This is a genomic window from Cobetia sp. UIB-001 (assembly GCF_044789135.1).
Taxonomy (GTDB): Bacteria; Pseudomonadota; Gammaproteobacteria; order Pseudomonadales; family Halomonadaceae; genus Cobetia; species Cobetia amphilecti.
Map to the genome: position 1 here is coordinate 675,988 of NZ_CP058244.1, position 19,921 is coordinate 695,908.

General features: G+C 61.2%; 11 protein-coding genes, 2 tRNA genes and 3 rRNA genes. 13 read left to right on the plus strand and 3 right to left on the minus strand.

Annotation, left to right across the window (positions count from 1 at the left end):
- The first annotated feature begins 3 nt into the window (after positions 1–3).
- The 11 genes from acnD (at position 4) to rlmM (ending at position 15,571) form a co-directional block, all read left to right on the plus strand.
- Complete coding sequence (gene acnD, locus HA399_RS02845; RefSeq protein WP_404326893.1) at positions 4–2,706, plus strand: Fe/S-dependent 2-methylisocitrate dehydratase AcnD; 2,703 nt, start codon at positions 4–6, stop codon at positions 2,704–2,706.
- Positions 2,703–3,971 (plus strand): 2-methylaconitate cis-trans isomerase PrpF, encoded by a 1,269-nt coding sequence (gene prpF, locus HA399_RS02850; RefSeq protein WP_404325993.1) that lies wholly within the window; start codon positions 2,703–2,705, stop codon positions 3,969–3,971. Before acnD ends, prpF begins: the two co-directional genes overlap by 4 nt.
- 205 nt (positions 3,972–4,176) lie before the next feature.
- Positions 4,177–5,871 carry a bifunctional 2-methylcitrate dehydratase/aconitate hydratase gene (locus HA399_RS02855; protein ID WP_404325995.1) on the plus strand — a complete coding sequence of 565 codons (1,695 nt, stop codon included), beginning with the start codon at positions 4,177–4,179 and terminating at the stop codon, positions 5,869–5,871.
- Between the two features lie 187 nt (positions 5,872–6,058).
- Entirely contained in the window at positions 6,059–6,652 is a 594-nt protein-coding gene (locus HA399_RS02860; RefSeq protein WP_054555402.1) for a LemA family protein, read from the plus strand.
- A gap of 70 nt (positions 6,653–6,722) precedes the next feature.
- Entirely contained in the window at positions 6,723–8,627 is a 1,905-nt protein-coding gene (locus HA399_RS02865) for a M48 family metallopeptidase (protein ID WP_404325996.1), read from the plus strand.
- A 481-nt stretch (positions 8,628–9,108) separates the two neighbouring features.
- A 16S ribosomal RNA gene (locus tag HA399_RS02870) occupies positions 9,109–10,649 on the plus strand.
- Between the two features lie 76 nt (positions 10,650–10,725).
- Positions 10,726–10,802 (plus strand) — tRNA-Ile (locus tag HA399_RS02875).
- A gap of 39 nt (positions 10,803–10,841) precedes the next feature.
- A tRNA-Ala gene (locus tag HA399_RS02880) sits at positions 10,842–10,917 on the plus strand.
- 232 nt (positions 10,918–11,149) lie between these two features.
- Positions 11,150–14,035, plus strand: a 23S ribosomal RNA gene (locus HA399_RS02885).
- Between the two features lie 136 nt (positions 14,036–14,171).
- A 5S ribosomal RNA gene (gene rrf, locus HA399_RS02890) occupies positions 14,172–14,287 on the plus strand.
- Together the 16S, 23S and 5S rRNA genes with 2 tRNA genes alongside form the textbook arrangement of a ribosomal RNA operon.
- Before the next feature lie 210 nt (positions 14,288–14,497).
- Positions 14,498–15,571, plus strand: a complete 1,074-nt coding sequence (rlmM, locus tag HA399_RS02895) for a 23S rRNA (cytidine(2498)-2'-O)-methyltransferase RlmM (protein ID WP_043335379.1) — start codon at positions 14,498–14,500, stop codon at positions 15,569–15,571.
- A 123-nt stretch (positions 15,572–15,694) separates the two neighbouring features.
- On the opposite strand, the gene HA399_RS02900 is transcribed toward rlmM, so the two are convergent.
- Positions 15,695–15,979 (minus strand): antibiotic biosynthesis monooxygenase, encoded by a 285-nt coding sequence (locus HA399_RS02900; protein ID WP_043335322.1) that lies wholly within the window; start codon positions 15,977–15,979, stop codon positions 15,695–15,697.
- A gap of 62 nt (positions 15,980–16,041) precedes the next feature.
- Between HA399_RS02900 and tusA the strand changes: the two genes are divergently transcribed.
- Entirely contained in the window at positions 16,042–16,287 is a 246-nt protein-coding gene (tusA, locus tag HA399_RS02905) for a sulfurtransferase TusA (RefSeq protein WP_054555155.1), read from the plus strand.
- Positions 16,288–16,322: 35 nt separating this feature from the next.
- On the opposite strand, the gene HA399_RS02910 is transcribed toward tusA, so the two are convergent.
- The gene (locus tag HA399_RS02910; RefSeq protein ID WP_052384769.1) at positions 16,323–17,057 is read right to left on the minus strand and encodes a hypothetical protein; all 735 of its coding nucleotides are present in this window, start codon (positions 17,055–17,057) and stop codon (positions 16,323–16,325) included.
- A 317-nt stretch (positions 17,058–17,374) separates the two neighbouring features.
- Positions 17,375–18,814 (minus strand): MATE family efflux transporter, encoded by a 1,440-nt coding sequence (locus HA399_RS02915; RefSeq protein WP_404326895.1) that lies wholly within the window; start codon positions 18,812–18,814, stop codon positions 17,375–17,377.
- Between the two features lie 378 nt (positions 18,815–19,192).
- On the opposite strand from HA399_RS02915, the gene HA399_RS02920 reads away from it, so the two are divergent.
- Positions 19,193–19,765 (plus strand): elongation factor P hydroxylase, encoded by a 573-nt coding sequence (locus HA399_RS02920; RefSeq protein WP_107335481.1) that lies wholly within the window; start codon positions 19,193–19,195, stop codon positions 19,763–19,765.
- Positions 19,766–19,921 lie beyond the last annotated feature (156 nt).

The following is a 19,921-nucleotide window of genomic DNA, read 5'->3' on the forward strand; positions in this document are numbered from 1 at the left end:
CCCATGAATACCGAGTATCGCAAACCCCTGCCTGGCACGGCGTCACCGGGTACCCCGGTCGACTACTTCGATGCGCGTGCCGCCGTGGAAGACATCGCCCCCGGCGCCTACGCCGGTCTGCCCTATACCTCACGCGTACTGGCCGAGAACCTGGTGCGTCGCTGCCCGCCGGATCAGTTGCGTGACAGCCTCGTGCAATTGATCGAGCGTCGGCGTGATCTCGATTTCCCCTGGTACCCCGCGCGTGTCGTGTGCCATGACATCCTCGGTCAGACCGCGCTGGTCGACCTGGCCGGCCTGCGCGATGCCATCGCCGAGCGCGGCGGAGACCCGGCCAAGGTCAATCCGGTGGTGCCGACCCAGTTGATCGTCGACCACTCGTTGGCGGTGGAGCACGCCGGCTTCGACAAGGACGCCTTCGCCAAGAACCGCGCCATCGAGGAGCGTCGCAACGAGGACCGCTTCCACTTCATCGACTGGACCCGTCAGGCCTTCGAGAACATCGACGTGATTCCGCCCGGCAACGGCATCATGCACCAGATCAATCTGGAGCGGATGTCGCCGGTGATCGAGTCGCGCGCCGATGAGAAGGGTCATCAGGTCGCCTTCCCGGATACCCTGGTGGGCACCGACAGCCACACGCCGCATGTCGATGCGCTGGGCGTGATCGCCGTCGGCGTCGGTGGGCTCGAGGCCGAGAGCGTGATGCTGGGGCGCGCCTCCTACATGCGCCTGCCGGACATCATCGGCGTGCGCCTCACCGGGCGTCCGCAGCCGAGCATCACCGCCACCGACATCGTGCTGGCGCTGACCGAATTCCTGCGCGCCGAGAAGGTCGTTTCCTCCTATCTGGAATTCTTCGGCGAAGGCGCGGCCAGCCTCACCCTGGGCGATCGCGCCACCATCTCCAACATGACGCCGGAGTACGGCGCCACGGCGGCGATGTTCTACATCGACCAGCAGACGCTGGACTATCTGACGCTGACCGGGCGTGAGCCGGAGAACATCGCGCTGGTCGAGCGCTACGCGCGTGAGACCGGCCTGTGGGCCGACGAGAGCGGCCATATCGAAGGCGCGGTGGAATATGAGCGCGAGCTGACCTTCGACCTGTCCTCGGTGGTGCGCACCCTGGCGGGCCCCTCCAACCCGCACAGTCGCGTGCCGACCAGTGAACTGGCCGCACGCGGCATCTCCGGGGTGATCGAGCATGAGCAGGATGAGGAAGGGCGCGACCTGATGCCTGATGGCGCGGTGATCATCGCCGCCATCACCAGCTGCACCAACACCTCGAATCCGCGCAATGTCATCGCCGCCGGCCTGCTGGCCAGACGCGCCAATGCGCTGGGCCTGACGCGCAAGCCGTGGGTCAAGACCTCGCTGGCGCCGGGCTCCAAGGCCGTGCAGCTGTATCTGGAAGAGGCGGAACTGCTGCCGGAACTCGAACAGCTCGGCTTCGGCATCGTCGGCTTCGCCTGCACCACCTGCAATGGCATGAGCGGTGCGCTGGACCCGGTGATCCAGCAGGAAATCGTCGAGCGTGATCTCTATTCCACCGCGGTGCTGTCCGGCAACCGCAACTTCGATGGCCGTATCCACCCCTACGCCAAGCAGGCGTTCCTGGCCTCGCCGCCGCTGGTGGTCGCCTACGCCATCGCCGGCACCATCCGCTTCGACATCGAGAAGGACGTTCTCGGGCATGCGCCGGACGGCTCGCCGATCATGCTCAAGGACCTGTGGCCGAGTGACGAGGAGATCGACGCCATCGTCGGCTCCAGCGTCAAGCCGGACCACTTCCGTCAGGTCTACATCCCGATGTTCGAGGCCCGTCAGGATCGCGACGACACGACCAGCCCGCTCTATGACTGGCGCGAGATGAGCACCTACATCCGTCGTCCGCCGTACTGGGAAGGCGGCCTGGCCAGCGCACCGACGCTCAAGGGCATGCGGGCACTGGCGGTGCTGGGGGACAACATCACCACCGATCACCTGTCGCCCTCCAATGCCATCATGGCCAGCAGTGCGGCGGGCGAGTATCTGGCCGCGATGGGCCTGCCGGAGGAGGACTTCAATTCCTACGCCACTCACCGTGGTGATCACCTCACCGCGCAGCGTGCCACCTTCGCCAACCCCAAGCTGATCAACGAGATGGCCGTGGTGGAAGGGGCGGACGGCAAGCGCGAGGTCAAGCAGGGTTCGCTCACGCGCCTGGAGCCGGAAGGCAAGGTGGTACGCATGTGGGAGGCCATCGAGGCCTACATGCAGCGCAAGCAGCCGTTGATCATCATCGCGGGCGCGGATTATGGCCAGGGCTCGTCGCGTGACTGGGCGGCCAAGGGCGTGCGGCTGGCGGGCGTCGAGGCCATCGTCGCGGAAGGTTTCGAGCGTATCCACCGCACCAATCTGGTCGGCATGGGCGTGATGCCGCTGCAGTTCGCCGCCGGTACCACGCGCAGGACGCTGGCGCTGGATGGCAGCGAGATCTACGCCGTCGAGGGCGAGCCGGCGCCGGGGGCAGAACTCACGCTGGTGATCGAGCGTACCGCCGGTGACAAGGCAGGTCAGCTCGAGCGCGTGCCGGTCACCTGCCGCCTCGATACCCGTGAGGAAGTCTCCATCTACTCGGCGGGCGGCGTGCTGCAGCGCTTCGCCGAAGACTTCCTGAGCTCCCAGGAACCGGGCGAGCCGGCGGCGGAGGTGACGGCATGAGCCAGCAGGCACAGCTCAGGATCCCCGCCACCTATCTGCGTGGCGGCACCAGCAAGGGCGTGTTCTTCCTGCGCGATGAGCTGCCGGAAGCGGCGCAGGTGCCGGGCCCGGCGCGTGATGCCCTGCTGCTGCGCGTGATCGGCAGCCCTGACCCCTACGCCAAGCAGATCGACGGCATGGGGGGCGCGACCTCCAGCACCAGCAAGTCGGTGATCATCAGTCGCAGCGAGCAGCCGGACCACGACGTCGACTATCTGTTCGGCCAGGTCTCCATCGACTCGCCCTTCGTCGACTGGAGCGGCAACTGCGGCAATCTCTCGGCGGCGGTCGGGCCCTTCGCCATCGAGAAGGGCCTGGTGCCGGCCGAGCGACTGCCGCGTGATGGCATCGCCGAGGTACGTATCTGGCAGGCCAACATCGCCAAGACCATCATTGCGCGGGTGCCGATGTGCGAAGGGCGCGTCCAGGAAACCGGCGACTTCGCCCTGGATGGCGTGACCTTCCCGGCCGCCGAAGTGGCGGTCGCCTTCCGCGACCCCGCCGCTGGCGAGGGCAGCATGTTCCCCACCGGCAATGTGGTCGATACGCTGGAAGTGCCGGAATCGGTGGTCGCGGGCGGGCGAATCCAGGCGACCCTGATCAATGCCGGCATCCCGACCATCTTCGTCGCTGCCCGCGATCTCGGCTATCAGGGCACCGAGCTGCAGGAAGCGATCAACGCGGATGGCGAGGCCCTCGCACGCCTCGAGACATTGCGCGCCCACGGCGCACTGCGCATGGGACTGATCCAGGAGCTGGGCGAGGCCGCCAGACGTCAGCACACCCCCAAGGTCGCCTTCGTGGCGCCGCCGGTGGATCACGTCGTCTCCAGTGGTCGCGAGATCAAGGCCGACGAGATCGACGTGCTGATTCGCGCCGTGTCGATGGGCAAGCTGCACCACGCCATGATGGGCACCGCGGCCGTCGCCATCGCCGCTGCGGCCGCGGTGCCCGGCACGCTGGTCAATCTTGCCGCCGCTGGCGGAGCCGATGCTGAGTCTGGGGCCGGGCAGACTGGCACCGCGCGTGACTCGGTGTGCTTCGGGCATCCCTCCGGCACGCTCAGGGTCGGCGCGAGTGCCCATCGTCAGTCACCCTCGGGGCAGGTCGGTGACGGCCAGCAAGGCGAGGGCGAATGGACCGTCAGTGAGGCCGTGATGAGTCGCAGCGCGCGTATTCTGATGGAAGGCTGGGTGCGGGTGCCGGCGGAGACCCTGATGCGCTAGCGCCGGTATTGGCAGGCGATGGTCTACTGTCAATATATCTCTCTTGATATCCCTCCTGCGGCATCCCGATGAAAGCCGGCCTGGCATACATGTGCAGAGGGCCGGCTTTCGCGTTTCTATGGTGCGGACTCGGGTATTTCGGGGGATGTGCCGGTATCGCGGGAGATGCATGCGAGCAAAGACGATCCACGACAGGAGGTCACACATGAGCACGCCATCCTCTGATCAGACGGGCGACAGCCGTCTCAGCGCCACTCAAGCCAGTACAAGTCAGGCCAGTACCAACCAGGCCAGCGCCACTCAAGCCAGTACCAATCAGGCCAGCACCAATCAAGCCAGTACCAATCAAGCCAGCGCCAACCAGCGCCCGGACTATGACCCGGAGCTGCAGCAGATCGCCGACTATGTGCTGGGGTATTGCGATGATCCTCATATCGCGAATGTGAATGCGGATACGGATACGGATGTAGATGGTCTGGCCGGCAAGAGCGAGCGCTCAGGTCCCTCGGCAGAGGCGATGGATACCGCTCGCCTGTGTCTGATGGATACCCTCGGCTGCGGCATCCTGGCGCTGCGCTTCCCGGAATGCACCAAGCATCTCGGCCCGCTGGTGGCCGAGACCGTGGTGCCGCATGGTGCACGGGTGCCCGGCACCGCCTTCAGTCTCGATCCCGTCAAGGCGGCGTGGGATATCGGCTGCACCATCCGCTGGCTGGATTACAACGACACCTGGCTGGCGGCGGAGTGGGGGCATCCCTCGGACAATCTTGGCGGCATTCTGGCGGTGGCGGATCACCTCTCGCGCCAGCGTGTCGCGCTGGGCAAGCCGCCCCTGGTGATGCGTGATGTGCTGGAGAGCATGGTGATGGCGCATGAGATCCAGGGCGTGCTGGCGCTGGACAACAGCTTCAACCGCGTCGGGCTCGACCATGTCATGCTGGTCAAGGTTGCGACCACCGCCGTGACGGCGCGCTTGATGGGGGCTAATCGCGAGCAGTTGCTGTCGGCGCTGTCGCACGCCTTCGTCGATGGCCAGAGCCTGCGCACCTATCGTCATGCGCCCAATGCGGGCTCGCGCAAGAGCTGGGCGGCGGGGGACGCCACTTCACGCGGCGTGCGGCTGTCGGACATCGCCCTGCGTGGCGAGATGGGCATCCCCGGTGCCCTCAGCGCGCCGCAGTGGGGCTTCAATGATGTCTCCTTCAGTCACGGCAACAGCGATCTCGCCCTCAAGCCTGAAGACGAACGGCACCTGACGCTGGCGCGCCCTCTGGGCAGCTATGTGATGGAGAACGTGCTCTTCAAGGTCTCCTTCCCGGCCGAATTCCATGCCCAGACCGCCGCCGAGGCGGCCATCCTGCTCCATCCCGAGGTGCGCGACCGGCTCGAGGAGATCGAGCGCATCGAGATCACCACCCATGAATCGGCGATCCGCATCATCTCCAAGCAGGGCGCGCTCGCCAATGCGGCGGACCGCGATCACTGCCTGCAATACATGGTCGCGGTGCCGCTGATCTTCGGCGAGTTGAACGCGGACCACTATGAAGATGGCTTCCATGCCGCTCACCCGGAGATCGATCAGCTGCGTGACAGGATGGTCGTCAAGGAAGAGGCGCGCTTCACCCGCGAGTATCTGGAAGCCGACAAGCGCTCGATCGCCAATGCCCTGCGGGTGGTCTTTTGCGATGGCAGTGCCACTGAGCAGGTGACGGTGGAATACCCGCTGGGACATCGTCGGCGGCGTGAAGAGTCGCTCGCCCCGCTCGAGGACAAGTGTCGGGCCAATCTGGCCACCTGCTTCCCGCCTTCGCGGTGCGACACCTTGATGGCGTTGCTGGGCGATCGCGAGCGACTCGAAGCACTGCCGGTGCACGAGTTCATGGCGCATTGGGTGCCGTGAGGTTGCCGGCCGCATGATGCCCCGTTGGCAATCAGTCATCCAATTGACTGGTGCCGTCATCCGGTATGGGTAAACTGGAAGCGGATTGCACAGGAAGATCGACAGGGGCGCTTGCAAAGACTCGCCGGAGAGCGGGACAACGCCTGCCGGGCCTTCATTGCAAAGGCATCATCACAAGGGACTCATCATGAAAACATTTCTGCTGCTGGGCGCCATCGCGCTGATCGTCATCTACGTGATCTCGATCTACAACAAGCTGGTCAGCCTCAAGGCGCGCTTCGAGAATGCCTTCGCGCAGATAGAGGTACAGCTCAAGCGGCGCTATGACCTGATTCCCAATCTGGTCGAGACGGCCAAGGGCTATCTGAGCCATGAGCGTGGCACCCTGGAAGAAGTGATCAATGCCCGCAACAAGGCGATGGCCGCCTTGAATGCCGCCGCGGCGCATCCCGGCAGCATGGACAAGCTGGCCAGCCTGGCCGGTGCCGAGCAGGGGTTGGCGGCGAGTCTGGGCAAGCTGGATGTGGTGGTCGAGGCCTATCCGGAGCTCAAGGCGGACCAGACCATGAGCGACCTGATGGAAGAGCTGACCGCCACCGAGAACCGCGTCGCCTTCGCGCGTCAGGCCTACAACGATGCCGTCACCGACTACAACGTCTATCGCCAGAGCTTCCCGCAGGTGGTGTTCGCGCCGACCTTCGGTCATCGCAGTGATGCAGGCCTGCTGGCCTTCGATGACAGCGTGAAGATCCGCCAGGCGCCGGATGTCAGTTTCTCGTGAGCCGACCGGCTGATGCTTCTCTCGCAGCGGTCTGGCGCTGTGATCCTGACTGGGTAGATGGCGAGCGCGAATGAATTTCTATCATGAGCAGGACAGTGCGCGGCGTCGTACGCGGCTATTGCTGCTGGCCTTCACGGCCATGTCGCTGGTGGTGTCTCTTGCCGCCGGCGCCGTGGTGCATGTCGCGATCAGCAGTTTCCTGGGGCGTCCGGCCGCCACGACGTTTGAATATGTCTGGCCAGTGGCGAGCATCATCTTTCTGTGCAATGCACTGGTCGCGGCGCGTGAGCTGCGGCGTCTGCAGCAGGGCGGTGCGGTCGTGGCCGCACGCCTGGGCGGCAAGCTGGTGGATGTCGAGACCCAGGACTCGAGCGAGCGGCGGGCACTGAATGTGGTGGAAGAGATGGCGATCGCCGCCAATCTGCCCACGCCGCAGCTGTTCCTGCTGCCGCATGAGGCGATGATCAATGCCTTCGCGGCGGGCTATCGGCCCCATGATGCGGCGATCGCGCTGAGTCGCGGGGCGTTGGAGCAGCTCGATCGCAACGAGCTGCAGGGCGTGGTCGCTCACGAGTTCGCCCATATCGCCAATGGCGATATTCGCCTCAACCTGCGTCTGGCAAGTGCGGTCCACGGCCTGGTGTTTCTCTCCGAGGCGGGGCGCTTCCTGATGGGGGCGGGGCGCATCGGCTTCGTGTTGGGCAGGGCGCGCTCCTCCGGTTCCGACAGGAAAGGCGGCATGCCACAGCTGATGCTGGTCGGTGTGGCGTTGTGGTTGCTCGGCAGTCTCGGCGGGCTGGGTGGCAGGCTGTTGCAGCGCGGGGTCGCGCGCTCACGCGAATATCTCGCCGATGCCAGTGCGGTGCGCCTGACGCGCTTTCCGGATGGCATCGCCTCCGCCCTCAAGCGTATCGGTGGCATGGGCTGGCAGGGGCGCATCCAGCATCCGCGCGCCATGACCTACAACCATCTCTTCTTCGTCGAAGCGCGTCCGCCATGGCTGACGGGCTGGTTCGACTCGCATCCGCCGCTGGATGAACGCATCAAGCGCCTGGAGCCCCGTTGGGACAGACAATATCTGAGCGCGCGCCAGCAACCGGTGCATACCTTCGAGCAGCAAGGGCCCATCGGGGCCGAAGTGCTTGGCGGGGTCATGGCGGGTATCGCCGGCGCGGCCGTCATGGGCGAGCTGTCGCGTTCCCGGGGTGAGCTCGAGAACCTGACGCTGTCGCGCTTTCTCTGCCCGCAGCTGGTGGTGGCGATGATCGCACCCTCGGAGCTCACCCGGCGTGGGATCTGGCTCACCGAGCTTGAGCGTCAGCATGACTGGCTGGATGGCAAGCGCGTGCGCGAGGCACGGCGCAAGCTCGAGTCCTTGCCGCGGGTCGAGTGGATCCCCTTGCTCAACCGGTTGATACCGCGCTGGCGGGAAGCGGATGAGCGCGCACATCGCATGCTCAAGGCGCAGACACCTCCGCAGGACATGTTCATCTGGTGTCTCTGGCAGTTGCTGCTGGAGTCACTGGACCCGCGGATCGATCGCAAGAGTGACTCGCTGGCCCTGCAGCAATGCCAGCCGGCCTGTCAGCATTGGCTCATGCTGATGGTCGGACTCATCGACGATGAAACGCTGCGCGAGGACATCTTCCTGGACGCCAGTGCAGAACTTGGTCTGGCGCTTGCGTATCCGCAGTCGCAGCTGGATGGGGATAACCCTGCGCTGCGCTGCCGTCATCTCACGCAGCTGGCTCACCTGCGCCCGATGGACAAACAGCGATGGTTCACGGCGCTAGCCCAGGTGGTGCATGCCGACCAGACGCTGGCCGATGAAGAGGTGGTCCTGCTGACACTGTTGGCTCGCGTCATGCAGCTGCCGGAGGCACGCCTGGAAGCAGCGCTTGAGACACAGTCGCATTCGCGTGGTGGCTGGCAGGCGCGGCCAGTGTCTCGGCCCGCGGACGGCAAGGCGGTCTGAGTGCCGAGCAGGATAGCGACTGTTTTCTGCGTCAAAGCCCTTGCCATCAAACCGATTCCTGTGTAAAGTACGCATCCGCTGCCGGGGACGCATGGCGTTACCAGCGGTGAAAGAGGTTTGCAGGTGATTGTTTTGCTTGAGGTTTTTGAAGTCCACTTCGAAATCATCGATTGACAATCCCGGGCGATTCGCTAGAATACGCCGCACTCCTTACGGAACAGGTGATCGAGCAACGCTCCTCACCGCTTGATGATGCTTAGAGGCAGTCGACTGACTCATCATCAAGTGCTTGACTTCTCAAGCGTTCCAAGTAGAATATGCCTCCTCGCTTAACAGCGACGCTCTTTAAAAATTTGATCAGGTAATTCGTGTGAGCGCTTGCCGATGAGTGGTGACAAGGTCACCAAATATCGGAGCAAGCCTCTCACGAGAAGTTTGACTCTGAACCAAGTTTGGTCTGCTTAACAGACTATCAAGCTTTCAACTGAAGAGTTTGATCATGGCTCAGATTGAACGCTGGCGGCAGGCTTAACACATGCAAGTCGAGCGGAAACGATCCTAGCTTGCTAGGAGGCGTCGAGCGGCGGACGGGTGAGTAATGCATGGGAATCTGCCCGATAGTGGGGGACAACCTGGGGAAACTCAGGCTAATACCGCATACGTCCTACGGGAGAAAGCAGGGGATCTTCGGACCTTGCGCTATCGGATGAGCCCATGTCGGATTAGCTTGTTGGTGAGGTAATGGCTCACCAAGGCGACGATCCGTAGCTGGTCTGAGAGGATGATCAGCCACACTGGGACTGAGACACGGCCCAGACTCCTACGGGAGGCAGCAGTGGGGAATATTGGACAATGGGCGAAAGCCTGATCCAGCCATGCCGCGTGTGTGAAGAAGGCCTTCGGGTTGTAAAGCACTTTCAGCGAGGAAGAACGCCTTGGGACTAATACTCCCGAGGAAAGACATCACTCGCAGAAGAAGCACCGGCTAACTCCGTGCCAGCAGCCGCGGTAATACGGAGGGTGCAAGCGTTAATCGGAATTACTGGGCGTAAAGCGCGCGTAGGTGGCTAAGTCAGCCAGGTGTGAAAGCCCCGGGCTCAACCTGGGAACGGCATCTGGAACTGCTTGGCTAGAGTGCAGGAGAGGAAGGTAGAATTCCCGGTGTAGCGGTGAAATGCGTAGAGATCGGGAGGAATACCAGTGGCGAAGGCGGCCTTCTGGACTGACACTGACACTGAGGTGCGAAAGCGTGGGTAGCAAACAGGATTAGATACCCTGGTAGTCCACGCCGTAAACGATGTCAACTAGCCGTTGGGTCCCTTGAGGACTTAGTGGCGCAGCTAACGCAATAAGTTGACCGCCTGGGGAGTACGGCCGCAAGGTTAAAACTCAAATGAATTGACGGGGGCCCGCACAAGCGGTGGAGCATGTGGTTTAATTCGATGCAACGCGAAGAACCTTACCTACCCTTGACATCCAGAGGACTTTCCAGAGATGGATTGGTGCCTTCGGGAACTCTGAGACAGGTGCTGCATGGCTGTCGTCAGCTCGTGTTGTGAAATGTTGGGTTAAGTCCCGTAACGAGCGCAACCCCTATCCTTATTTGCCAGCGAGTAATGTCGGGAACTCTAAGGAGACTGCCGGTGACAAACCGGAGGAAGGTGGGGACGACGTCAAGTCATCATGGCCCTTACGGGTAGGGCTACACACGTGCTACAATGGCAAGTACAAAGGGTTGCAATACTGCGAAGTGGAGCCAATCCCATAAAGCTTGCCTCAGTCCGGATTGGAGTCTGCAACTCGACTCCATGAAGTCGGAATCGCTAGTAATCGTGGATCAGAATGCCACGGTGAATACGTTCCCGGGCCTTGTACACACCGCCCGTCACACCATGGGAGTGGACTGCACCAGAAGTGGTTAGCCTAACCTTCGGGAGGGCGATCACCACGGTGTGGTTCATGACTGGGGTGAAGTCGTAACAAGGTAGCCCTAGGGGAACCTGGGGCTGGATCACCTCCTTATCGACACTGTCTACTGCTCGCGGCAAGTGCTCACAACGAATTACCTGATCAAGTTAGTTTATCGAGTAGTAGTGTCGGGTCTGTAGCTCAGTTGGTTAGAGCGCACCCCTGATAAGGGTGAGGTCGGCAGTTCAAATCTGCCCAGACCCACCAAAAGCTTCGTGCTTTTGTCGACACGGTTTTGCCGACTTTGGGGCCATAGCTCAGCTGGGAGAGCGCCTGCCTTGCACGCAGGAGGTCAGCGGTTCGATCCCGCTTGGCTCCACCATGAAAGTCCGGTTCAGCTTCTACTACCTGATAACGCTGCACAGTCCACAGTGACAAGCATATCGCCTTCCTCGTGAAGGTTGTGTGACTTCTCACTGTTCTCTGAACAGCCGCTCTTTAACAATGTGAATCATGCTGACGATAGATGTGTGCGCCAAGCGCATGTCTATCAAACGATATGTCGGAGAGGTCCGACAGATTCGTAATCCTTGACAGACCCCTTGGGGTTATATGGTCAAGCGATTAAGCGCATACGGTGGATGCCTTGGCAGCCAGAGGCGATGAAGGACGTGATAGCCTGCGATAAGCGTTGGCGAGGTGGCAAATACCCTGCGACCCAACGATTTCCGAATGGGGAAACCCACTCACCATCAGGTGAGTATCTATAGGCCAATACATAACCTATAGAGGCAAACCCGGGGAACTGAAACATCTAAGTACCCGGAGGAAAAGAAATCAACCGAGATTCCCCAAGTAGCGGCGAGCGAACGGGGACCAGCCCTTAAGCGTGACAACTGACAGACGAACAAGCTGGGAAGCTTGACGATACAGGGTGATAGTCCCGTAGTCGAAGTCTGAGTCACGTGAAATCGAGTAGGTCGGGGCACGAGAAACCTTGACTGAACATGGGGGGACCATCCTCCAAGGCTAAATACTCCTGGCTGACCGATAGTGAACCAGTACCGTGAGGGAAAGGCGAAAAGAACCCCGGCGAGGGGAGTGAAATAGATCCTGAAACCGTATGCGTACAAGCAGTGGGAGCACCTTCGTGGTGTGACCGCGTACCTTTTGTATAATGGGTCAGCGACTTATATTCTGTGGCGAGCTTAACCGTATAGGGGAGGCGTAGGGAAACCGAGTCTTAACTGGGCGACCAGTCGCAGGGTATAGACCCGAAACCGGGCGATCTATCCATGGCCAGGGTGAAGATTGAGTAACATCAATTGGAGGCCCGAACCCAAGTATGTTGAAAAATGCTGGGATGAGCTGTGGATCGGAGTGAAAGGCTAATCAAGCCCGGAGATAGCTGGTTCTCCTCGAAAGCTATTTAGGTAGCGCCTCACGTATCACCGCTGGGGGTAGAGCACTGTTTCGGCTAGGGGGTCATCCCGACTTACCAACCCGAGGCAAACTCCGAATACCAGTGAGTGCAGCGTGGGAGACACACAGCGGGTGCTAACGTCCGTTGTGAAAAGGGAAACAACCCAGACCGTCAGCTAAGGTCCCAAAATCCTGATTAAGTGGGAAACGATGTGGGAAGGCTCAGACAGCTAGGAGGTTGGCTTAGAAGCAGCCATCCTTTAAAGAAAGCGTAATAGCTCACTAGTCGAGTCGGCCTGCGCGGAAGATATAACGGGGCTAAATCAGGTACCGAAGCTACGGGTTCATCCTCTGGATGAGCGGTAGAGGAGCGTCGTGTAAGCCAATGAAGGTGGATTGAGAAGTCTGCTGGAGGTATCACGAGTGCGAATGCTGACATGAGTAACGATAAGGGGAGTGAAAAACTCCCCCGCCGGAAGACCAAGGTTTTCTGTTCTACGTTAATCGGAGCAGAGTGAGTCGGCCCCTAAGGCGAGGCGGAAACGCGTAGTCGATGGGAAACGGGTTAATATTCCCGTACCGGATGTGGTTGCGATGGGGGGACGAAGAAGGCTAGGTGAGCCAGGCGTTGGTTGTCCTGGTGAAAGCATGTAGGCCGAGGAATCAGGCAAATCCGGTTCCTCTGAGGTCGAGATGCGAGACGAACTGACCACGGTCAGGAAGTCATCGATGCCACGCTTCCAGGAAAAGCCTCTAAGCTTCAGATCACATGCGACCGTACCCCAAACCGACACAGGTGGTCAGGTAGAGAATACCAAGGCGCTTGAGAGAACTCGGGTGAAGGAACTAGGCAAAATGGCACCGTAACTTCGGGAGAAGGTGCACCGGTTCGAGTGAAGGACTTGCTCCGTAAGCTCTTACCGGTCGAAGATACCAGGTGGCTGCAACTGTTTATTAAAAACACAGCACTCTGCAAACGCGCAAGCGGACGTATAGGGTGTGACGCCTGCCCGGTGCCGGAAGGTTAATTGATGGGGTTAGCTCACGCGAAGCTCTTGATCGAAGCCCCGGTAAACGGCGGCCGTAACTATAACGGTCCTAAGGTAGCGAAATTCCTTGTCGGGTAAGTTCCGACCTGCACGAATGGCGTAATGATGGCCACGCTGTCTCCACCCGAGACTCAGTGAAATTGAAATCGCAGTGAAGATGCTGTGTACCCGCGGCTAGACGGAAAGACCCCGTGAACCTTTACTATAGCTTTACACTGGATGCTGATGTTGTCTGTGTAGGATAGCTGGGAGGCTTTGAAACCACGTCGCCAGATGCGGTGGAGCCAACCTTGAAATACCAGCCTGACATCATTGGCGTTCTAACTCAGGTCCGTTATCCGGATCGAGGACAGTGTATGGTGGGTAGTTTGACTGGGGCGGTCTCCTCCTAAAGAGTAACGGAGGAGCACGAAGGTACCCTCAGCACGGTTGGAAATCGTGCATTGAGTGCAAGAGCATAAGGGTGCTTGACTGCGAGACAGACACGTCGAGCAGGTACGAAAGTAGGTTCTAGTGATCCGGTGGTTCTGTATGGAAGGGCCATCGCTCAACGGATAAAAGGTACTCCGGGGATAACAGGCTGATACCGCCCAAGAGTTCACATCGACGGCGGTGTTTGGCACCTCGATGTCGGCTCATCACATCCTGGGGCTGAAGTCGGTCCCAAGGGTATGGCTGTTCGCCATTTAAAGTGGTACGCGAGCTGGGTTTAGAACGTCGTGAGACAGTTCGGTCCCTATCTGCCGTGGGCGTCGGAAGTTTGAGAAGAGCTGCTCCTAGTACGAGAGGACCGGAGTGGACGAACCTCTGGTGTTCGGGTTGTCATGCCAATGGCATTGCCCGGTAGCTACGTTCGGACGGGATAACCGCTGAAAGCATCTAAGCGGGAAGCCCCCTTCAAGATGAGACTTCCCTGAGGCCTTGCGCCTCCTGAAGGGCCCTTGAAGACTACAAGGTTGATAGGCTGGGTGTGGAAGCACAGCAATGTGTTGAGCTAACCAGTACTAATTGCCCGTGAGGCTTGACCATATAACACCCAAGGGGTTTGCTAAGGCAAACGCCGGGATTGCGACAGGATCGAGACATATCGGTCAGCATGATTCATATTGCGAGTCGCGAGGCCAAAAGCCTCGAGACTCAGGCATCGCAAGATGCCACCGTTTCGCCTGACGACCATAGCGAGCGTGAACCACCCGATCCCATGCCGAACTCGGAAGTGAAACCGCTTAGCGCCGATGGTAGTGTGGAGTTTCTCCATGTGAGAGTAGGTCATCGTCAGGCACTTATACTGAACCGCCCCTGTAGCCTTGCTGCAGGGGCGGTTCTCTTTGTGGTGAGAAAAGTTGCGCAAAGCAAGAGATGTACGCGCTTCGTGAGGCGTCTGCTGCGCCCATGACGACGGCCTGAGCGTTGTCACAGCCCCATCACGTACATGCACGCTTGTAGAAGGCAGCGGCGAGAAGCTAGACTCCCCAGCCTTCTGTATTGGAGATGATGATGCAACCTCAAGAACTGTTGCTGTATTGCCGCCCTGGCTTCGAGGCCGACCTGGCCTCAGAAGTCAGCGAGAAAGCGGCGTATATCGGCACGCCGGGTTATCCGATTGCGGCACGCGACAGTGGCTTCGTGCGTTATGTGGTGACGGGTGATGAGCCCGCCAACGCCCTGCATCGTGACATGCCGCTACAGGCGTTGGTCTTCGCTCGTCAGACCCTGGTGGCACTGGAGCCGCTGGTCGGCATGTCGCGGGAGAATCGTGTCTCGCCGATTCTGCAGCAGGTGGTCGATGCCGGCTGGAGCTTCGAGGAGATCCGCCACGAGATGCCGGATACCAATGATGGCAAGGCGCTGTCGGGGCTGGGCAAGGCCGTCGGTCGCCCGCTGGAATCTGCGCTCAAGAAGCGGGGCGCCCTGCGCCGCAAGGCCGGTGGTCGGGCGTTGCATGTCTTCTGGACGGATGGCGATGAAGTCCAGCTGGGCATGAGCTTCCCCGGCAACCGCAGCGAATATGCCAATGGCATTCGTCACCTGCGTTCGCCGAGTCGTGCGCCCAGCCGCTCCACGCTCAAGCTGGAAGAGGCGTGGCACGAATTCGTGCCGCGCGATCAGTGGGAGCGTCGCATCGCCACTGGCATGCAGGCAGCGGACCTCGGTGCCGCCCCGGGTGGCTGGACCTTCCAGCTTGTCGAGAAGGGCATGTTCGTGTTCGCGATCGACAATGGCCCGATGAACAAGGACCTGATGGCGACAGGGCAGGTCGAGCATCTCAAGGAAGATGGCTTCACCTGGGAGCCGCCGCTGCGCCTGGATTGGCTGGTCTGCGATATCGTCGACAAGCCGATTCGTGTGACCGAGATGGTCGAGCGCTGGCTGAAGAAGCGCTGGTGCAACGAGGCCGTCTTCAACCTCAAGCTGCCGATGAAGCAGCGCTGGAAGGAAGTCTCTCGCTGCCTCGACTATCTGGCCGCCAGTCTCGAGCGTTCCAACGTCGGTGCCGAGATTCGCTGTCGTCATCTGTATCACGACCGTGAAGAGGTCACTGTGCACGTGCGCATCACGCACTGATTGGCTGTTGCTCAATCAGCATGCACGAGTGGCACATGCCCCATACAAGAACCCCACGGCCTGCCCAGGTCGTGGGGTTCTTGTATGGGGCGCCTGATGCCTTCGCTCGCCGGAGAGATGCGCTCAGGTATGCTCCAGCAGGATTATCCGCTCCGGTTGGGATAGCATGGGCGCCAGGCGCGCCATCATGCGATCTCTGGCCGGACTGACCGACCATTCCTGCCACGCTCGTGCATCGCGCCATGAGGTGATCAGGATGCGGTGACCCGCGCGGCCGGTTTCCATCAGATTCTCGCCCGAGATGAAGCCCGGGACATGCGTGGCCTCGCGTACGACTTCACGCGAGGCCTGTTCGTAATCCTGTTCCAGTCCCGGCATGATATGCCGTTCGATCAGAACCTTGATCATGCCTGTCTCCCCTTTTTTGTACGTGCCGCCAGCCAGGGCGGCAGGATTGTCAGGAGTCTTCGATGACCGATATCACATTGCCCGAGGCCGATGCCGAGCTGGAAACCAGTGGCCTGTATTGCCCGGAACCCATCATGATGCTGCACAACAAGGTGCGTGAGCTTGCCTCGGGCGACCTGTTGCGGGTAGTGGCGACCGACCCTGCCACCACCCGTGATGTGCCCAAGTTCTGCGCCTTTCTCGGCCACACCCTGGAACTGAGCCACGAGACGCCGGAACAGTTCCTGTATTACATCCGCATCAGTTGAGCCGCATCCGCTGAGTCGTTGGCCATGACTGGCCCTCAGGCTTCACGGTCATGAACCTCGACGCAGACCTGGTCGCTCTCGCCGGTCATCATCAGCGCGAGAGCCTCCAGCGTCGCCGGGTCCTGCTCGCGAATCTGATTGGCGATGGCGCGCTGGAAGAAATAGACCACATCATGCCGGCTGCGCCCCGGGTACAGGCAGTCGTCGCCGGCCAGCACCGGTGTCTGGGTGACGCGAGCTTCATCGACCAGCAAGGCCTCGATGTTGCCATCGCTGTAGAGACGCCAGCCGAAGACCTGCTTGAGCTGCCACTGTGTCTCGCCGTTGGTCATGCACAGCGCATGGGTACCCAGCGTGTCCGGCAGTTGTTGCAGCAGCGTCGTCTTGTCCGAGACTTCATAGTCGTAATAGGCCGCGGCATGCTCGAGCTCGAACACCTTGTGGTCAGGCGCCAGCATGAAGACTTCGTCGGTTTCCGGGTCGCGATAGCCGACGAAATGCCCCTGCTGGGGGTCTTCCAGCTCGTGGCAGGGCATCAGCCCCTCCATCCACGGCACCATGCCGACGACTTCACCATCCTCGCGCAGCCCCCAGGCCAGCACCGGAATGCTGTAATAGCTGTCCGGATCGCTGTCGAGCTGATAGAGCATTTCCAACCCGTCGTGTTCCGGCGCCAGCCGGAGAATACGACGTCGTGCACGCATCCTGTCACGCATGACACTCAGGTCGATGACCTTGGCGGAGCGGGGGGAAGATACTGGTACGCCCATGACGAACCCTCCTCAGCAGCTTGTCGATCGTCCTCGGCGTGTGCTGGTGCGTTCTCTCGCTTCTGCCATGTGTGTCGTCAGCGAGAGAGCACTGCCTTGAATAACCATTAGCACAGCCAGAGCCCTGACGGTAACCCCTCCTTGGACGAAATGACCGTCTATCAGCTTTTTCGTGTTTAAACGCAAAAGCCCCGCGTCACCCTGTCGGGTGTCGCGGGGCTTGCTCATCAAGGCGACTCAGGCAGCTGTCAGCCCAGTATCCAGGCCGTGCTTCCTGTTGGGATGCAGGCTGAGATGCAGGCGCTATCCGCCAGGCGTCACTGGCTCGCCAATGCCTCGTCACGCACGCCACGGCGCGCGATGATCCACAGGCGCCAACCGAGCAGCAGCGCCGCCACGGTCAGACCGGCCACCATGCCGATCCAGTAGCCATAGACGCCCATCTGCTCGATGGACCAGGGCGAGATCGGGAAGGCCTCACTGCCGACGCCCAGCAGGTGTCCGCCTCCCAGCCCGACCACCCAGTAGGCGAACATGGTGATCAGCATGATGATGCGCGTGTCCTTGAAGCCGCGCAGTGCGCCTGCCATGGCGACCTGCAGGGAGTCCGAGACCTGATAGAGCATCGCCAGGGTAATCAGCGACATGGCCAGGGCCTGGACCTTGAGGTTGCTGGTGTAGAGCGCCACGGCCGGCTCGGCCAGTACCCAGATCACGATGTCATTCACCAGCGCGACCACCAGCGAGAAGGCCACGCCATTCCAGGCCACGAAACGTGCTTCGCGCATGTCGCCACGGCCGATGGTGTGGCCGACGCGCACGGTCAGGGCCATCGCCATCGACAGCGGCAGCATGAACAGCAGCGAGGTGAAGTTGAGCGCGACCTGGTGGGCCGCAACCTTGATCTCGCCGAAGCTGGCCACGAACAGGGCGATGACCGTGAACAGCGTGACCTCGAAGAAGATCGCGATCCCGATCGGCAGACCGACCTTGAGCAGTTCGCCCATCTGCTTGAACTGGGGGGCGCTGGGCTGGCACCACAACGCCACGGCGCGATACGCGCTGCTGTAACGCGTGTAGGCGAACATGCTAAGGCACATGATCCACATCGCAAGGCCGGTGGCGATACCGCAGCCGGCGGCGCCCATGGCCGGAATGTCGCCCAACAGTCCCGGCAAGGTGATCCCCAGCAGGTCATCCACGCCCGCAGACCCGTAGATCAGCACGTAATTGAGCGGGATGTTCGATATCAGGCCGATCAGGCTGATGATCAGTGCCGGGCGGGTATGGTTCATGCCGTCCGAGTAGGCGCGCAGGACCTGATAGAAGGCGGCACCCGGCATGCCCCAGGCGATGGCCATCAGGTAGAGGGTCGCCTGCTCGGCCACGGCCTCAGGCACCTCCATCAGCGTGAAGATCGGCGCGGCCAGATACCACAGCGCAAGCCCGGACAGGCTGCCGAGCACCAGCGAGATCCACAGCGATTGATGCACGTTGCCACGCACCTCACCGCTGCGATTGCCCCCCATCAATTGCGCGACCACCGGCGTCAGGCCCATCAGGGTGCCCGCCATCAGCAGCAGCAGAGGCACCCACAGGCTTGAGCCCACCGACACGGCTGCCAGGTCCGTGGCCGAGGAACGTCCCGTCATCAACACGTCCACGGCACTCATGCCTGCCTGTGCCAGCTGCGCGCCACAGATCGGCAGCGCCAGGGTCAGCAGGCGTGAGGTTTCCGCTCTGACGCGGGGAATCAGTGGCGGAGGCGGAGAACCGGGGGCCGTCTGAGGCTTGGAGGGGGTGGATGAATCGGCGGGGGGCACGGCAGGCTCCTGCTAGTAATCGAGAATCATTCTTGCTTGGCGCGCCATCCTAGCAGATAAGCAGGTTTCATGAACGCAAGCTGATGAATTATCACGGCTGTGAGCGACACTGTCAGCTGAAATGACGCGCTATACGCTAGCCACGTACAATGAGCCATCCGACTGAGCAGGGTTTCCTGCCGCCATCGAATGCCCACACACTGCCAGCGCTTGCCGAGAATTGCCGTGTCGTCCCATGAGTCCCTACCTGCCGCCCTTTCCTCTGATTCCGCCAGCGAAAGCCCCCTTCGTGCGCATGACCTCGCCACCTTGATGGCATTGTTTGACGGCCTGTTCGGCGACACCTTCAACACCTTGCTGCGCTGTGATCCTGAAGAGCCGCTGTATCTTCCGGCCGGCATGCAGGGGGAAGGCAGGCATGTCCCGGAATCAGAGCTTGGCTATCACCGCATCTATCTGGCACGTGGCTTCTTTTCCAGCGCGCTGCATGAGATCAGCCATTGGTGCATCGCAGGCGCTAGACGGCGGCTCGAGGAAGATTACGGCTACTGGTATGCGCCGGATGGTCGCGACGCCGAGCAGCAACGCGCCTTTGAGAGTGTCGAGGTCGCGCCGCAAGCGCTGGAGCTGCTGTTTCACCGGGCGGTGGGCAAGCCGTTTCATGTCAGCGTCGACAATCTTGAACTGGAGGTGGATCGAGACGCCTTCGCGCAACGTGTGATGCAGCGCGCCGCCGATGTCGAACAGCGCGGCCTGCCCGCCCGCGCCGCTGCCTTCCGCCACGCACTCGCCGGTGTCTGGCAGCAAGGGATGCCGCTTGAGCAGGCCATCGCCCATGCCAGGCCCCTGTTGCCTGCGGTGGGGGAGGACGGCCGGCTGGCGTGATGCCTTCCTGCATATGCCAGGCGGCAGTGGCGTCGCCCGCTGGGCTTGCCTCACGGATCTCACCTCCCTGAGCGGGATTGCATTATCTGCAAATCAGCGTTGCACTCACGTTGCAGGTGTCAGGGCTTTGTGATTAGAATGATTCGCATTGACACA

Bases quoted from the DNA above. Each gene is read 5' to 3' on its own strand.
- acnD (WP_404326893.1), top strand. From the start codon at position 4: ATGAATACCGAGTATCGCAAACCCCTGCCTGGCACGGCGTCACCGGGT.
- prpF (WP_404325993.1), top strand. From the start codon at position 2,703: ATGAGCCAGCAGGCACAGCTCAGGATCCCCGCCACCTATCTGCGTGGC.
- HA399_RS02855 (WP_404325995.1), top strand. From the start codon at position 4,177: ATGAGCACGCCATCCTCTGATCAGACGGGCGACAGCCGTCTCAGCGCC.
- HA399_RS02860 (WP_054555402.1), top strand. From the start codon at position 6,059: ATGAAAACATTTCTGCTGCTGGGCGCCATCGCGCTGATCGTCATCTAC.
- HA399_RS02865 (WP_404325996.1), top strand. From the start codon at position 6,723: ATGAATTTCTATCATGAGCAGGACAGTGCGCGGCGTCGTACGCGGCTA.
- rlmM (WP_043335379.1), top strand. From the start codon at position 14,498: ATGATGATGCAACCTCAAGAACTGTTGCTGTATTGCCGCCCTGGCTTC.
- HA399_RS02900 (WP_043335322.1), bottom strand. From the start codon at position 15,979: ATGATCAAGGTTCTGATCGAACGGCATATCATGCCGGGACTGGAACAG.
- tusA (WP_054555155.1), top strand. From the start codon at position 16,042: ATGACCGATATCACATTGCCCGAGGCCGATGCCGAGCTGGAAACCAGT.
- HA399_RS02910 (WP_052384769.1), bottom strand. From the start codon at position 17,057: ATGGGCGTACCAGTATCTTCCCCCCGCTCCGCCAAGGTCATCGACCTG.
- HA399_RS02920 (WP_107335481.1), top strand. From the start codon at position 19,193: ATGGCATTGTTTGACGGCCTGTTCGGCGACACCTTCAACACCTTGCTG.